At 62.8% G+C, this 16,385-nt stretch carries 8 protein-coding genes; 6 read left to right on the top strand and 2 right to left on the bottom strand.

The window, feature by feature from the left end; all coding sequences use genetic code 11:
• Positions 1 to 39: 39 nt before the first annotated feature.
• From aroB to eno, 6 genes are all read left to right on the top strand, one after another.
• Positions 40 to 1,146 (top strand): 3-dehydroquinate synthase, encoded by a 1,107-nt coding sequence (gene aroB / locus QD356_RS15265; protein ID WP_192839154.1) that lies wholly within the window; start codon positions 40 to 42, stop codon positions 1,144 to 1,146.
• 506 nt (positions 1,147 to 1,652) lie between these two features.
• The gene (gene gltB / locus QD356_RS15260; protein ID WP_192839153.1) at positions 1,653 to 6,104 is read left to right on the top strand and encodes a glutamate synthase large subunit; all 4,452 of its coding nucleotides are present in this window, start codon (positions 1,653 to 1,655) and stop codon (positions 6,102 to 6,104) included.
• Between the two features lie 77 nt (positions 6,105 to 6,181).
• Positions 6,182 to 7,597, top strand: coding sequence for an FAD-dependent oxidoreductase (locus QD356_RS15255; RefSeq protein ID WP_192839152.1), 1,416 nt, complete (start codon positions 6,182 to 6,184; stop codon positions 7,595 to 7,597).
• A gap of 194 nt (positions 7,598 to 7,791) precedes the next feature.
• Positions 7,792 to 9,432, top strand: coding sequence for a CTP synthase (locus tag QD356_RS15250; protein ID WP_043332948.1), 1,641 nt, complete (start codon positions 7,792 to 7,794; stop codon positions 9,430 to 9,432).
• A 131-nt stretch (positions 9,433 to 9,563) separates the two neighbouring features.
• Positions 9,564 to 10,415, top strand: a complete 852-nt coding sequence (gene kdsA, locus QD356_RS15245; protein ID WP_192839151.1) for a 3-deoxy-8-phosphooctulonate synthase — start codon at positions 9,564 to 9,566, stop codon at positions 10,413 to 10,415.
• A gap of 102 nt (positions 10,416 to 10,517) precedes the next feature.
• Complete coding sequence (gene eno / locus QD356_RS15240; RefSeq protein WP_043332946.1) at positions 10,518 to 11,807, top strand: phosphopyruvate hydratase; 1,290 nt, start codon at positions 10,518 to 10,520, stop codon at positions 11,805 to 11,807.
• Between the two features lie 1,262 nt (positions 11,808 to 13,069).
• Here eno and fdxA read toward each other — a convergent pair.
• Both fdxA and mutS read right to left on the bottom strand, forming a co-directional pair.
• Entirely contained in the window at positions 13,070 to 13,393 is a 324-nt protein-coding gene (fdxA, locus tag QD356_RS15235; RefSeq protein ID WP_043333067.1) for a ferredoxin FdxA, read from the bottom strand.
• Positions 13,394 to 13,652: 259 nt separating this feature from the next.
• Entirely contained in the window at positions 13,653 to 16,232 is a 2,580-nt protein-coding gene (gene mutS, locus QD356_RS15230; protein WP_192839150.1) for a DNA mismatch repair protein MutS, read from the bottom strand.
• Between the last annotated feature and the right edge of the window lie 153 nt (positions 16,233 to 16,385).

Genomic DNA, 16,385 nt, shown 5'->3' with positions numbered 1-16,385 from the left:
ATCAGTCGCTGTCATCTGTTTCGCCCAAGGAGAATTCTGATGTCCCTGGCACCTGCTCATCGTCTTGATGTCGCGCTCGGCGAGCGTAGTTACCCCATTCATATCGGGCCGGGCCTGACCGCACGTGGTGATCTGATTCGTGAGCACCTTGCGGGGCGTCAGGTGATGATCGTCACCAACACCGTGGTGGCGCCGCTGTATCTGGACGCACTGAAGGCCTCGTTGGGCGAGGGGCTCGATATCCGCGAGGTCATCCTCGACGACGGTGAGCAGACCAAGCACATGGCCAGTATCGGTCTGATCTGGGATGCCCTGCTCGAGGCCGGCTTCAATCGCCGCTGCACCTTGATCGCCCTCGGTGGCGGTGTGATCGGTGACATGACCGGCTTCGCGGCGGCCTGCTATCAGCGGGGCGCAGCCTTCATCCAGGTGCCGACCACGCTGCTGTCGCAGGTGGATTCCTCGGTGGGCGGCAAGACCGGCGTCAACCATCCGCGCGGCAAGAACATGCTGGGCGCCTTCTGGCAGCCGCGTCTGGTGCTGATCGATACCGCAAGCCTCAAGACATTGCCGCAGCGTGAGCTGTCAGCGGGCATGGCCGAGGTCATCAAGTATGGTCTGCTGTGGGATGAAAGCTTCCTGAGCTGGCTGGAAGACAACATGACAGCCTTGATGGCGCTGGACGAGACCCTGCTCGGTGAAGCCATTCGCCGCAGCTGTGCCATCAAGGCGGATGTCGTGGCGCAGGACGAGACCGAGCAGGGCGTGCGTGCGCTGCTCAATCTGGGGCACACCTTCGGGCATGCCATCGAGACGGGCCAGGGCTATGGCGTCTGGCTGCACGGCGAAGCCGTCGGCACCGGCATGCTGATGGCGGCTGAGCTTTCGGCGCGCATGGGCTGGCTGTCGAGTGCGGATGTGGACCGTGTCTCGCACATCATCGCCAAGGCGGGTCTGCCGCTGGCGGCTCCGGAGGATATGGGCGTCGAAGACTTCCTCAAGCACATGCAGCTAGACAAGAAGAATGTCGATGGCCGTCTGCGTCTGATCCTGCTTGAGCGCATCGGCCGAGCGGTGATTACCGAAGAGGCGCCAGCCGGTGTGCTGGCCGACATGCTGGAGCACTGGCCACGCAGCTCTCGCTGACATCCCGGCCAGCCAACGGCTGGTTCATGGGCGCTGCACGACCACGCAAGCCGTCACCCTCTGGGTGGCGGCTTTTTTTTGGCGGGTGTCAGCGCGCCGTGACGGAGTCATTGGCGGAGCGTGATTCCTGAATTGGTATGCCGTATGCGTAATCGGTATGGGGTAAATCGAATAAAAACGCTGTTTTTTATTTAACCAATACTAAAGTTGCAAGGCGAAATTCATGAGGCATGTCTACCCGCTAAGCGCTTGAGCCTACAGGGTTTTTTGGTTGAAGGTTCTTCTAACCTTCGGTTTTGTCAGGTTTTTTTGGTCGATGGGCGACCTGTGGAGAATTGCGCAGGCGGGAAGCTGGGGGATATGCTCGAGGGAAATCTGGCGTCGTGTAGCGACACTGATGGCGCCACTATCGGCAGGTATAAAAATAAAGATAACCGATAACTATAACCGGGAAAATGCTTGAAAAAAAGCATCTGGACACATGATTTCTCCGTGAGGCACGCCCCATGAACAAAGGTCTCCACCATCCGGGAGAGTTCCGCGACAACTGCGGCTTCGGTCTGATCGCCCATATGGAAGGGCAGGCGAGCCACGAACTGCTGCAGACCGCCATTGAATCCCTGACCTGCATGACCCACCGTGGCGGGATTGCCGCTGACGGCAAGACCGGCGATGGCTGTGGCCTGCTGCTCAAGATGCCTGACGGCTTCATGCGCCAGATCGCTCGAGAAACCCTCGGGCTGGAACTGGGCGCTCGCTATGCCGTCGGCACGCTTTTCCTGCCCGATGATGACGCGCGTGAACAGTCCGCGCGTGACGCCTTCGAGTCGGCGCTGAGCGCGCGCAATCTCGAGGTGCTGGGCTGGCGCGACATGCCGGTAGATGACAGCGTGTGCGGCCCGATGGCCCGCGACTGCCTGCCGCGCATCCGTCAGGTCTTCGTCGGCGCCGCCGACGAGCGCACTGACATCGCCTTCAATGTCGATCTGTTCATGGCGCGTCGCTATGCCGAGCAGGCGCTGAAGAGTGAAGAGGACTTCTACGTCTGCTCGCTTTCCGGCAAGGTCATCTCCTTCAAGGGCCTGGTGATGCCGGAAGACCTTCCGCGCTTCTACAAGGACCTGGGCGACCCGCGCCTCGAGACCGCGATCTGTGTCTTCCACCAGCGCTTCTCGACCAACACCGCGCCGCGCTGGCCGCTGGCCCAGCCGTTCCGCTTCCTCGCCCACAACGGCGAGATCAACACCATCGAGGCCAACCGCGGCTGGGCCAACGCACGCAAGGAGAACTTCGTCTCCGAGCAGCTGCCCGAGATCGCCGAGCTGGACGAGATCGTCAACACTGTCGGCTCCGACTCCTCCAGCATGGACAACATGCTGGAAGTCCTGCTGACCGGTGGCATGGATATCTATCGCGCCATCCGCATGATGGTGCCGCCGGCGTGGCAGAACGTCGAGCAGATGGACTCCGATCTGCGTGCCTTCTACGAATACAACTCCATGCACATGGAGGCCTGGGACGGCCCGGCGGGCATCGTGCTCACCGACGGTCGCCACGCCGTGTGCATGCTGGACCGCAACGGCCTGCGTCCGGCGCGTTGGGTCATCACGCGCAATGGTTTCATCACCCTGGCCTCCGAGATCGGCACCTACGATTACAAGCCGGAAGATGTCGTCGCCAAGGGGCGCGTCGGACCGGGTCAGGTGCTGGGCGTCGATACCGAGACCGGTGAAGTGCTGCACACCGATCAGGTCAGTGAGCGCCTCAAGGGCGCGCATCCCTACAAGCGCTGGCTGCGTGAGAACGCCAACTATCTCGAGTCTGCACTGACCGAGCTGGCGCGTTTCCAGCCGATGGATGCCGATCAGCTGGACGTCTACCAGAAGATGTTCCAGGTCAGCTTCGAGGAGCGCGATCAGCTGCTGCGCCCGCTGGCCGAGAGCGGTCAGGAGGCGGTCGGCTCCATGGGTGATGACACGCCGATGGCCGTGCTGTCGCGCCAGAACCGCGTACTGACCGACTACTTCCGTCAGAAGTTTGCCCAGGTCACCAATCCGCCGATCGATCCGCTGCGCGAAGCGATCGTGATGTCGCTGGAGACTTGCTGTGGCGCCGAGCTCAACATCTTCGACGCGACACCGGAGCACGCGCATCGCCTGATCCTGACCACGCCGGTGCTGTCACCGCGCAAGTTCAATGCGCTGGTCAATCACGAAGATCCGGCCTTCACCTCGCAGACGCTCAAGCTGCACTACGATCCGGCGCAGGACTCCCTCAAGCAGGCGCTCAAGGCCCTCTGTCAGCAGGCCGAGGAAGCGGCGCGCAATGGCAAGGTGATCCTGGTACTCAGCGACTGTGGCTTGAAGAAGGGGCAGCTGCCGATCCACGCCGCACTGGCGACTGGCGCCATCCATCATCACCTCGGTGCGCTGGCCCTGCGTCCGCGCGTCAACCTGGTGATCGAGACCGGCTATGCGCGTGATGCGCACCAGATGGCAGTGCTGTTCGGGGTCGGCGCCACGGCGGTCTACCCGTACCTTGCCTATCAGGTGATGGCTGACATGCATCGCACCGGCGAGCTGTCCGGCAACCCTGCTGATGCCCGCGAGAACTATCGCAAGGGCATGCAGAAGGGCCTCTACAAGATCCTGTCCAAGATGGGCATCTCGCACATCGGCTCCTACCGTGGCTCGCAGCTGTTCGAGGCGGTCGGTCTCAACAGTGAAGTCATGGACATGTGCTTCACCGGCATGGCCTCGCGCATCGAAGGCGCCGGCTTTGCCGAGCTGCAGTTCCAGCAGGAGCTGCTGGCCCGTGAAGCCTGGCTGCCGCGCAAGCGCATCAAGCAGGGCGGACTGGTCAAGTACGTGCATGGTGGCGAATACCACGCCTACAACCCGGATGTGGTGGTGAAGCTGCAGCAGGCCGTGCAGCAGGGTGACTACGGCAAGTGGAAGGAATTCGCGCGCCTGGTCAACGAGCGTCCGGTGGCGACCATTCGTGACCTGCTGACCCTCAAGCCGGTCGCCGAGCCGCTGCCGATCGAGGAAGTCGAGTCCGTCGAGTCCCTGCTGCCACGCTTCGACAGCGCCGGCATGTCGCTTGGTGCACTGTCTCCCGAGGCACATGAAGCGCTGGCCCAGGCCATGAACGAGGCCGGTGGGCGCTCCAACTCCGGTGAGGGTGGTGAGGACCCGGCGCGTTACGGCACCGTGCGCTCCTCCAAGATCAAGCAGATCGCCTCCGGTCGCTTCGGTGTCACACCGGCGTACCTGGTCAATGCCGAGGTACTGCAGATCAAGGTCGCACAGGGCGCCAAGCCCGGTGAGGGCGGTCAGCTGCCGGGCGGCAAGGTCAACGACCTGATTGCACGCCTGCGCTACGCCGTGCCGGGGGTGACACTGATCTCGCCGCCGCCGCACCACGATATCTATTCCATCGAGGATCTGGCGCAGCTGATCTTCGATCTCAAGCAGGTCAATCCGTCGGCGCAGGTCTCGGTCAAGCTGGTCTCCGAGCCGGGGATCGGCACCATCGCCACCGGTGTCGCCAAGGCGTACGCCGACCTGATCACCGTCTCCGGCTATGACGGCGGCACCGCGGCCAGCCCGATCACCTCGATCAAGCACGCCGGTTCCCCGTGGGAACTGGGGCTGCCCGAGGTGCATCAGGCGCTGCGCATCAACCAGCTGCGTCACAAGATCCGTCTGCAGACGGATGGTGGCCTCAAGACCGGCCTGGACGTGGTCAAGGCCGCGATCCTGGGCGCCGAGAGCTTCGGCTTCGGCACCGCGCCGATGGTCGCGCTGGGCTGCAAGTACCTGCGTATCTGTCACCTGAACAACTGTGCCACCGGTGTCGCGACCCAGCACCAGGCGCTGCGTGACGAGCATTTTCGCGGCACCGTCGAGATGGTCAAGCACTACTTCCGCTTCATCGCCGAGGAAGTGCGCGAGCTGATGGCACTGCTGGGCGTGCGTCAGATCACCGACCTGATCGGTCGTACCGATCTGCTCGAAGTGCTGGAAGGCGAGACCAACGCGCAGCGTCGTCTCGACCTCACGCCGTTGCTGGGCAATGACTTCGTGCCCAAGGACGCGCCGCAGTTCTGCCAGGTCAGCCGCAACGAGCCGCATGATCCCGGCGCCAAGAACCTCGAGATGCTGGCCGCGATGGAGTCGGCGATCGACAGCCGCAGCGGTGGCGAGTTCAGCTTCCATGTCACCAACTGTGATCGCTCGGTGGGCGCGCGTGTCTCGGGTGAAATCGCCAAGCGCTATGGCGAGGCCGGGCTGGCAGGCTCGCCGCTCAAGGTCAGCCTGACCGGTGTGGCAGGCCAGAGCTTCGGTGTTTGGAACGCGCACGGGCTCGAGATGCATCTGGAAGGCGACGCCAACGACTATGTCGGCAAGGGCATGAACGGCGGCAAGCTGACCATCGTGCCGCCGCGTGGTTCGCGCTTCGAGAGCCACAAGACCGCCATCATCGGCAACACCTGCCTGTACGGGGCGACCGGCGGACGGCTGTATGCCGCGGGTACTGCCGGCGAGCGCTTCGGGGTGCGCAACTCCGGTGCGCACGCCGTGATCGAAGGCGCGGGTGACCACTGCTGTGAGTACATGACCGGTGGTCTGGTGTGCGTGCTGGGCGAGACAGGCGTCAACTTCGGTGCGGGCATGACCGGCGGCTTCGCCTACGTGCTAGACGAGAATCGCGACTTCGTCGACAAGTACAACCACGAGCTGGTGGAAATCCACCGCATCAATACCGAAGCCATGGAGGCCTATCGTCGCCATCTGCGCGAAGTCATCGAGGAATATGTGGCCGAGACCGGCTCCGAGCGCGGGCGCGACATCCTGCGTGATTTCCCTGACTTCGTGCGTCACTTCTGGTTGGTCAAGCCGAAGGCGGCAAGCCTCAACGGCCTGCTGGACCAGTCACGGCGTCAGCCGGAGTGATCGCATCCCTCACCCCAGCATGCCTCGGGTGAGGGCCCGCACCGCGACGGTGCCCGGATTTTGAAGGAGGATTCATCATGGCCAATCAGCTCGCCAACGACTTCCAGTTCATCGATGTGGGTCGTCAGGACCCGCAGAAGAAAGATGCTCGCGTGCGCGCACGTGAGTTCAACGAGATCTATGCCGAGTTCAAGCCGGTAGAAGCCGCCAGCCAGGCACATCGCTGCCTGGGCTGTGGCAACCCCTACTGTGAGTGGAAGTGCCCGGTACACAACTACATTCCCAACTGGCTGAAGCTGGTCTCCGAGGGCAACATTCTCGAGGCCGCCGAGCTTTCGCACCAGACCAACTCGCTGCCAGAAGTCTGTGGTCGCGTCTGCCCGCAGGACCGTCTCTGCGAGGGCGACTGCACCCTGAATGACGGCTTCGGTGCCGTCACCATCGGCTCGGTGGAGAAGTACATCACCGACACCGCCTTCGCGATGGGCTGGCGCCCCGACATGTCCAAGGTCAGCTGGACCGACAATCGCGTCGCCATCATCGGTGCAGGCCCGGCGGGTCTCGGTGCCGCCGATATCCTGGTGCGCAATGGCGTGCGTCCGGTGATCTATGATCGCCATCCGGAAATCGGCGGTCTGCTGACCTTCGGTATCCCGGAGTTCAAGCTCGAGAAGGGCGTGATGACGCGTCGCCGCGAGATCTTCGAAGAGATGGGCATGGAGTTCCGTCTCAACGTCGAGGTGGGGCGTGATGTGACCTTCGATGCGCTGCTCGAGGAATACGATGCCGTCTTCCTGGGCATGGGTACCTACAACGCCATGAGTGGCGGCTTCCCGGGCGAGGATCTGCCGGGCGTGCACAAGGCGCTCGACTTCCTGATCGCCAACGTCAATCACTGCCTGGGCTTCGAGAAGGACCCGGCGGATTACGTCTCCATGGAAGGCAAGAAGGTCGTGGTGCTCGGCGGCGGTGATACCGCGATGGACTGCAACCGCACCTCCATCCGCCAGGGCGCGGAAAGCGTGACCTGCGCCTACCGTCGTGACGAGGCCAACATGCCGGGCTCACGTCGTGAGGTGACCAATGCCCGCGAAGAAGGCGTCGATTTCCTCTTCAACCGTCAGCCGGTGGCAGTGGTCGGCGATGGCAAGGTCGAAGGCGTCAAGGTCGTGCGCACCCGTCTGGGTGAGCCGGATGCCAATGGTCGTCAGCGTCCGGAAGTGGTGCCGGGCTCTGAAGAGATTCTGCCGGCGGATGCCGTGGTCGTGGCCTTCGGCTTCCAGGCAAGCCCTGCGCCGTGGTTCGCCGACTTCGACATCGCCGTCGATGAGCGTGGCCGCATCGCGACCAGCGCCGAGCGTCATGCCTTCCAGACCACCAACGCCAAGGTGTTCGCTGGCGGTGACATGGTGCGCGGCTCCGATCTGGTGGTGACCGCCATCGATGAAGGTCGCCGTGCCGCTGAAGGGATTCTTGATTTCCTGGAAGTGTAAAGGTCATGTGACGTCACGCATCAGGCCCGCCACGGCGGGTCTGATGCGTTATGGCGGGTGCATCGGATGGCGACGCGAGATGGGCAGGTGGTGGCATTCAAATTGAGCCGGAGCAGCCTTTCCGCTAGACTGGCGACCCATCCTGATCCGTTCCCCCGGATCTCTCCTACAGCTCACGTTTTCGGCAGGTTTCCATGACACGATTTATCTTCGTGACGGGTGGCGTTGTGTCCTCGCTTGGCAAGGGCATCGCATCCGCTTCGCTGGCGGCTATTCTCGAGGCCCGTGGCCTCAAGGTCACCATCCTCAAGCTGGATCCGTACATCAACGTCGATCCGGGCACCATGAGCCCGTTCCAGCACGGCGAAGTCTTTGTCACCGAAGATGGCGCGGAAACCGACCTCGACCTCGGTCACTACGAGCGTTTCATCCGCTCGCGCATGACCCAGGGCAACAACTTCACCACCGGTCGCGTCTACGAGCACGTGCTGCGCAAGGAGCGCCGCGGTGACTACCTCGGCGGAACGGTGCAGGTCATCCCGCACATCACCGACGAGATCAAGCGTCGCGTGATCGCCGGCGGTGAAGGCTATGACGTCGCACTGGTCGAGATCGGCGGTACCGTGGGTGACATCGAGTCGCTGCCGTTCCTGGAGTCCATCCGTCAGCTGCGTGCGCAGCTGGGTGGCGAGCGTGCGCTCTTCATGCACCTGACGCTGGTGCCGTACATCAAGACGGCCGGCGAGACCAAGACCAAGCCGACCCAGCACAGCGTCAAGGAGCTGCGTTCCATCGGTATCCAGCCGGATATCCTGATCTGCCGCAGCGAAGTCGAGATCGAGGAAAGCGAGCGTCGCAAGATCTCGCTGTTCACCAACGTCGAAGAGCGTGCCGTCGTCTCCCTGCAGGATGCCGACACCATCTATCGCATTCCGTTGATGCTCCACGAAGCCGGCCTCGATGAGATCGTCTGCGACAAGTTCCGCCTGGAGGCCAAAGAGGCCGACATGTCCGAGTGGGTCGCGGTGCTCGACGCCAAGCTCAATCCGCTCAAGACCATCAACATCGCGATGGTCGGCAAGTACATGGAGCTGCTCGACGCCTACAAGTCGCTGAACGAGGCGCTGATTCACGCCGGTATCCAGGGGCGTGTGAAGGTCAACGTCGACTTCATCGACTCCGAGGAGATCGAGCGCAACGGCACCGACCGTCTGATCGGCAAGGACGCTGTGCTGGTGCCGGGCGGCTTCGGCGAGCGTGGCGTGGAAGGCAAGATCGCCACTGCACGCTTCGCGCGTGAGAACAAGGTGCCGTATCTGGGCATCTGCCTGGGCATGCAGGTTGCCGTCATCGAGTTCGCGCGTAACGTGGCAGGCTGGAGCGATGCCAACTCCACCGAGTTCACCCATGACACCCAGCACCCGGTGGTCGGTCTGATCACCGAGTGGCTGACGCCGGAAGGCAAGATCGAGACCCGCGACGCGGCGTCTGATCTGGGCGGCACCATGCGTCTCGGCGGCCAGGCCTGCAGCCTGCTCAACGGCTCCAAGGCGCATCAGGCCTATGGCAGCGATGAGATCGTCGAGCGTCACCGTCACCGCTATGAGGTCAACGACCAGTTCGTGCCGGCCCTGGAAGAAGCGGGCCTGATCTTCTCCGGACGCAGCGTCGACAACTCGCTGGTCGAGATGGTCGAGCTGCCGGATCACCCGTGGTTCGTGGCATGTCAGTTCCACCCGGAATTCACCTCCACGCCGCGTGATGGCCATCCGCTGTTCACCGGCTTCGTGAATGCCGCGCTCAATCACAAGGCGGCGCGTACTCGCGGCGAGTGATAGGGTGTTGAGCGGGCGCCACCTCGGGTGGCGCCCGTAGGTCTTCTCCGCGGTGGTTGCATGTCTTGATGTTCGCCAGAGCATCCTCAGGCAGACTGCCGATGGACAACGATTTGATGGACGGTGCAGAGATGAGCAACGAACAACGCGTGATCGATTTTGCGGGTCTGCAAGTCGCCAACGATCGTCCGATGACGCTTTTCGGTGGCATGAACGTGCTCGAATCGCGGGAGCTGGCGCTGGAAGTCGCCGAGCAGTACGTCGAAGTGACGTCACGCCTGGGCATGCCGTACGTCTTCAAGGCCAGCTTCGACAAGGCCAATCGCAGCTCCATGCACTCCTACCGCGGTCCCGGGATGGAGAAGGGGCTCGAGATTCTGGCCGAGATCAAGTCGCGCTTCGGTGTGCCGATCATCACGGACGTGCATGAGCCACATCAGGCGGCGGCCGTGGCGGAAGTGGCCGATGTCATCCAGCTGCCGGCCTTCCTGGCGCGGCAGACGGACCTGGTCGTGGCCATGGCGCGCACTGGCGCCGTCATCAACGTCAAGAAGCCGCAGTTCCTCGCGCCGCACGAGATGCGCCATATCGTCGCCAAGTGCGGTGAAGCGGGCAATGACCGGATTCTGCTGTGCGAGCGTGGCTCCAGCTTCGGTTACAACAACCTGGTGGTCGACATGCTCGGCATGGCCGAGATGAAGGATAGCGGCCTGCCGGTATTGTTCGATGTCACCCACTCGCTGCAGCGCCCGGGCGGGCGAGCCGATTCCGCTGGCGGTCGTCGTGAGCAGGTCTTCGATCTGGCACGCTCCGGTGTCGCATTGGGGCTGGCGGGTCTGTTCCTCGAAGCGCATCCGGACCCGGACAACGCCAAGTGTGACGGCCCCTGCGCCTTGCCGCTGGACCAGCTCGAACCCTTCCTGCGCCAGCTGCAATCGCTGGATGCGCTGGTCAAGGGCTTCGCGCCGCTGGACATTCGTTGAGCAGGACTACTGGCCGTTCACCCCTGTGTGAGCGGCCTTTTTGCACTATGGGCAAGATGCCCGTCGTGGTGTTTCAATCCCCCGTGTAGAGGACGACACAAGATGGCCAATATCGTCGAAATCCGCGCCCTTGAGGTGCTCGATTCCCGTGGTAACCCGACCGTACAGGCCGAGGTCGTGCTGGAAGGTGGCCAACGCGCCAGTGCCTGCGCTCCTTCCGGTGCCTCCACCGGTTCGCGTGAAGCGCTGGAATTGCGTGATGGCGACAAGAGCCGTTATCTGGGCAAGGGCGTGCTGAAGGCAGTCGAAGCCGTCAATGGCGCGATCCGCGAGCGCCTCGTGGGCATGGATGCACTCGACCAGCGCGCGCTGGACGATGCCATGCTGGCGCTGGACGGTACCGAGAACAAGGAATCGCTGGGTGCCAACGCGATTCTTGCCGTCTCTCTGGCGGCTGCCAAGGCGGCAGCGCAGGCCAAGGGCATCGAGCTCTACGCTCACATCGCTGAGCTCTACGGCCAGCCGGGCCAGTACTCCATGCCGGTGCCGATGATGAACATCATCAACGGCGGTGAGCATGCCGACAACAACGTCGACATCCAGGAGTTCATGGTCCAGCCGGTCGGCGCGCCGACCTTCCGTGAAGCACTGCGCACCGGCGCCGAGATCTTCCACGCGCTGAAGAAGGTGCTGCAGGGTCGCGAGCTGAGCACCTCCGTGGGTGATGAAGGTGGCTTTGCACCGAACCTGGCGTCCAACTCCGAAGCACTGGCCGTCATCAAGCAGGCCGTCAGCGATGCAGGCTACACCCTGGGCACCGATGTGACCCTGGCGCTGGATTGCGCGTCTTCCGAGTTCTACAAGGACGGTCAGTACAACCTGTCCGGCGAAGGCAAGAGCTTCGACGCACGTGGTTTCGTCGACTATCTGGCTGGCCTGGCCGCGGAATATCCGATCGTCTCCATCGAAGACGGCATGGACGAGTCCGACTGGGAAGGCTGGAAGATGCTGACCGACGAGCTGGGCGACAAGGTGCAGCTGGTCGGCGACGACCTGTTCGTCACCAACACGCGCATCCTGAGCCGTGGTATCGATGAAGGCATCGGCAACTCCATCCTGATCAAGTTCAACCAGATCGGCTCGCTGTCCGAGACCCTGGATGCGATCAAGATGGCGCAGGCCGCCGGCTTCACCGCGGTCATCTCCCACCGCAGTGGCGAGACCGAAGACACCACCATCGCCGACCTCGCCGTCGGTACCTGTGCTGGCCAGATCAAGACCGGCTCTCTGTGCCGCTCTGACCGTGTCGCCAAGTACAACCGTCTGCTGGTGATCGAGCAGCAGCTGGGTGATGTGGCTTACAACGGCCTGAAAGAGATCAAGGGTCAGTAATCGCCTCTGATGTGAGGGCTCAGCGCCCAGCATCGCAGAGGTAACTTGCAACGGGGTCGTGCCTTCTGGCGCGGCCCCGTTGTGCATTGCAGGCGATGATTGAGTGCGTATGGGGGGGATGCAGGAAACAGGCCGCTTTCAGGCACTGATTTCGTGTAAGCCATCTCTTACAAATCCCGCAGGACAATCGAGACACTGGCTGCGAGTTGCCTGCGGATATGAACGTATGTTCTTCAATATCTATTTGATTCTAATCAATATATTTTCTTTGACGGCCTGTTCAGGTATAGCGGGTTAAGCGGTTTGGCTAGTTGCCTCGCCGGCGAATGCTGCCCAGAATGGCTGCATGGACGTGAGGGTGCGGCGGGACACCGCAGTCTCGGCAGGATGCCAACGGGATGATCAGAAAAGACTTGATGGCGAGACAGGACGTTTCGCCCCGCTGAGCAGGACGCTCGGCGGAAAAGGACCTGACATGGACGTCGGTAGCAGAGAGCTGCATATCTTCGCTTGAAGGAGTCAGGCGAGAGATGCCAGGGAAGCAAGGATAGCGGGCATGACACCGGAGTGTGTCAGGATCAGGATGATCCGTCGGCGATGGGAAGCGCCACACAGGCAGGAAGCACGATAACGACACGGAGTGTCGAAGAGCCTCAGGCTCTGATATGCAGTCAGGAAGCTTGCCCTTCACAGGAAGTGACGGATGACGGGACATCATCCGCGTCAGGAATGATGGGGCAGACAGCGTCAGCATCAAGTGGCAGGAAGCCACGACAAGGATGGTCGGACAAGGAATGTCGTGAGGCTGTCAGCTGCACAGGCAGGGAGCGGTACAGGCAGGACGCCGGGCAATGCATGGGCAGGACAGCAGGACAGGCAAATATCTGCACTAACGGGCATTGCGGTGGGACAGCTGCGCGAGCAGTGCTGCAATGCCCGCCACGCGTGACGGTGCGCCCCGAATGACAGGATGTCGTGAAGGGCAGGGACAGCACTCAGGAGTGCGATCCAGGATGGATCGACAGGGACACGCTTGGAGCGGGCGACCTTACGGGGTCGCCCTTTTTTATGCCCGGATGTCAGGGGGCTGAGCTCCTGACATGAGCTTGAGTCTCCGACTTCAGGCACCGACTTCCGGCATCAGATACCGAAACGGCAGCGGCTCCCGAGGGAATCGCTGCCGTTTCTGTCGTGAGAGCCGGGCTTGCCCGGTCAGGGCGGGCAAGCCACTTGCCACGTGAGATGCGGTTTGCTTGAGGGGCTTACTGCTCCAGATACTCAAGCTTGCCATCGACACCATCCCACTTCTCGGCGTCTTCCATGGCGTCCTTCTTCTCGCTGATGTTCGGCCAGACTTCGGCCAGATCGGCATTCAGCTCGATGAATTCCTTCTGGTTCTCCGGCACTTCATCTTCGGAGAAGATGGCTTCGGCGGGGCATTCCGGCTCACACAGCGCGCAGTCAATGCACTCATCCGGGTTGATCACCAGGAAGTTCGGGCCTTCGTAGAAGCAATCCACCGGGCAGACTTCCACGCAGTCGGTGTATTTGCAGCGAATGCAGTTCTCGGTGACGATGAATGCCATGCAGGTCTCCTGACGCGGATTGGCGTCTCTCTCGTAGGTCGTGGTCCAGGCGCCCACCATGTGTCGTCTCGGCGACATCATGGCCTTCAGGTTATAAGCGGCGCAGATGTTATAAGGCGTTATTCTAGTGGCGCTCTGCCGCCCCCGCAATCAGCAGGGGCGGATCGTTTTGGAATGGTGCTATGCCCGAAGGTTGCTGTCGAGCCTTGCCGCTCATTCTCGGGCCAGGCGCGCCAACGCTGGCTCGGTGTGACGGCGCTCAGCGCTGACGGTGCCATTCGTAGATCAGCTCCAGCGCTCGCTTGGGGCTCAGATCATCCGGGTCAAGACCATTGAGGGCCTCGACGACCGGATGCGGCGGTGCCGCGAACAGGTCATTCTGCTGCGGTACCGGCTGGCCCAGCGCATCCTCGCGCGCCACCTGCGGACGATCGACTTCCTGCTGCTCCAGGCTGGTCAGCTTCTCGCGTGCCCGCAGGATGACGCTCTGCGGCACCCCGGCCAGCTGGGCCACCTGCAGGCCATAGCTCTGGCTGGCAGGGCCTTCCTCGACACGGTGCATGAAGACGATGCCATCGCCGTGCTCAGCGGCCGTCAGATGCACGTTGGCGACGGCATCGGCATGCTCGGGCAGCGCCGTCATCTCGAAGTAATGGGTCGCGAACAGGGTGAAGGCACGCGTGCGTGCCAGATGCTCGGCGCTGGCCCATGCCAGTGACAGGCCATCGAAGGTCGAGGTGCCACGGCCGATTTCATCCATCAACACCAGGCTCTCGTCAGTGGCGTTGTGCAGGATGCTGGCGGTCTCGGTCATCTCGACCATGAAGGTCGAGCGGCCGCCGGCCAGGTCGTCCGAGGAGCCGATGCGCGTGAAGATACGGTCCAGCGGGCCGATGCAGGCCCGTGATGCCGGCACGAAGCTGCCGGTATGCGCGAGCAGAGCGATCAGTGCCGTCTGGCGCATGTAGGTGGACTTACCGCCCATGTTGGGGCCGGTGATCACCAGCATGCGCCGCGTATCATCGAAGCGCACATCGTTGGGGACGAAGGGATGATCGCTGACATGCTCGACCACCGGATGGCGTCCGCCTTCGATATCGATGCCCGGGGTCTCGCTGAGTTCAGGGCGCACGAAATCGAGTGCGGCAGCGCGATCGGCGAAGGCGGTCAGCACATCCAGTGACGCCAGCGCACGGGCCGTCTGCTGCAGGCCATCCAGTTCGGTATTCAAATCATCCAGCAGGTGCTCATACAGCAGCTTCTCGCGCGCCAGTGACTTGGACTTGGCGGACAGTGCCTTGTCCTCGAATTCCTTGAGCTCGGGGATGATGAAGCGCTCGGCATTCTTGAGGGTCTGGCGACGGATGTATTCCGGCGGGGCCTCGGCCGATTGCGAGCGCGGCAGCTCGATGAAGTAGCCATGCACGCGGTTGTAGCCGACCTTGAGGTTGCTCAGGCCGGTGCGCTCACGCTCGCGGGTCTCGAGTGCGACCAGATACTGGCCGGCGTTCTCGGACAGGCCGCGATACTCGTCCAGCTCATCGTCGTAGCCATCGGCGATCACGCCACCATCGCGCAACACTACCGGCGGATTCTCGACCAGCGCCTCGCTGAGCATCGCGGAAAGTGCCGGGAACAGGCGGATGGCATCGCGCAGGTCATCGATGGCGCTGCCTTTTTCGACGCTGGCGAGCACGGCGCGCAGCTCGGGCAGGGTGTTGAGGCCATCGCGCAGGCGTGCCAGGTCACGGGGGCGTGCGCTGCGCAGCGCGACACGGGCGAGGATGCGCTCCACATCGCCGATGCGCTTGAGCAGGCCTTGCAGCTCGAAGGGATAGTCGCCATCCAGCAGACGTTGCACCGCCGCCTGACGCTGGCCGATCTGGAGCTGATCGCGCAGCGGGCGGTTGAGCCAGCGCTTGAGCAGGCGTGAACCCATCGCGGTCGCGGTGACGTCCAACACGCTTGCCAGCGTGTTGTCGCTGGTGCCGCCCAGGTTGGTATCGATCTCGAGGTTGCGACGGCTGGCGGCATCGATCACCACCGAGTCATCGCGGCTCTCGACGGCCAGCGCGGTCACGTGGGGCAGGCCGGTACGCTGGGTGTCGCGAGCATAGTCGAGCAGGGCGCCGGCTGCCGTGACGGCGCGCGTCAGGTGGCTGCAGCCGAAGCCGTTGAGGTCCTGGACGCCGAACTGATCGCACAGCAGGCGCAAGGCAGTCTCGTGATCGAAGTGCCAATCGCTCTGGCGGGTCAGGCCCGGGCGCGAGGCCAGGCTGGCGGGGAGGGTACGGCTTTCGCCGACCATGACTTCGGCAGGCGACAGACGCTGGATCTCGGCCAGCAGCTCGTCATCACCATTGACCTCGAGCACGCTGAAGCGACCGGAAGAGAGCTCGAGAGCGGCCAGGCCCCAGGTCTCGCCATCACGGTGCAGCGCCACCAGCAGGTTGTCACGGCTGGCATCCAGCAGCGCCTCATCATGCAGTGTCCCCGGGGTGACGATACGCACGACCTTGCGCTCGACAGGTCCCTTACTGGTCGCCGGGTCACCGATCTGCTCACAGATGGCCACCGATTCGCCCATCTTGACCAGGCGTGCCAGATAGCCTTCGGCGCTGTGGTAGGGCACCCCTGCCATGGGGATCGGTGAGCCACCGGAGCTGCCGCGCGCCGTCAACGTGATATCGAGCAGTTGTGCTGCGCGCTTGGCGTCCTCATGAAACAGTTCATAGAAGTCGCCCATGCGATAGAACAGCAGCACGCCGGGGTGCTCGCGTTTGATCTTCATGTACTGCGTCATCATCGGCGTCATCTGGGGCGCGCTGTTCTTGGCCATGGCCATGGACTTCCTTGACTGCACTGCAATGGGAAAAAGCACACATGCGAGAGCACGGCATGCGGGATGCGCGATATTCTACGGACTGGCGCGGCCGGCTCCAATGCCTGTGATGTCTCCTGCTCGCTGCCCTTTTCACCCGATGACCTCCAC

The sequence above is a fragment of the Cobetia sp. 2AS genome, assembly GCF_029846355.1.
In the GTDB taxonomy this organism is placed as follows: Bacteria; Pseudomonadota; Gammaproteobacteria; order Pseudomonadales; family Halomonadaceae; genus Cobetia; species Cobetia amphilecti.
The sequence above is the reverse complement of the archived record's forward strand: the minus strand, read 5'-3'. Positions and strand labels throughout refer to the sequence as shown.

What these genes read in the sequence shown, in the direction of transcription:
- fdxA (WP_043333067.1), bottom strand. Translation starts at nt 13,393, where the DNA reads ATGGCATTCATCGTCACCGAGAACTGCATTCGCTGCAAATACACCGAC.
- gltB (WP_192839153.1), top strand. Translation starts at nt 1,653, where the DNA reads ATGAACAAAGGTCTCCACCATCCGGGAGAGTTCCGCGACAACTGCGGC.
- aroB (WP_192839154.1), top strand. Translation starts at nt 40, where the DNA reads ATGTCCCTGGCACCTGCTCATCGTCTTGATGTCGCGCTCGGCGAGCGT.
- QD356_RS15255 (WP_192839152.1), top strand. Translation starts at nt 6,182, where the DNA reads ATGGCCAATCAGCTCGCCAACGACTTCCAGTTCATCGATGTGGGTCGT.
- mutS (WP_192839150.1), bottom strand. Translation starts at nt 16,232, where the DNA reads ATGGCCAAGAACAGCGCGCCCCAGATGACGCCGATGATGACGCAGTAC.
- eno (WP_043332946.1), top strand. Translation starts at nt 10,518, where the DNA reads ATGGCCAATATCGTCGAAATCCGCGCCCTTGAGGTGCTCGATTCCCGT.
- kdsA (WP_192839151.1), top strand. Translation starts at nt 9,564, where the DNA reads ATGAGCAACGAACAACGCGTGATCGATTTTGCGGGTCTGCAAGTCGCC.
- QD356_RS15250 (WP_043332948.1), top strand. Translation starts at nt 7,792, where the DNA reads ATGACACGATTTATCTTCGTGACGGGTGGCGTTGTGTCCTCGCTTGGC.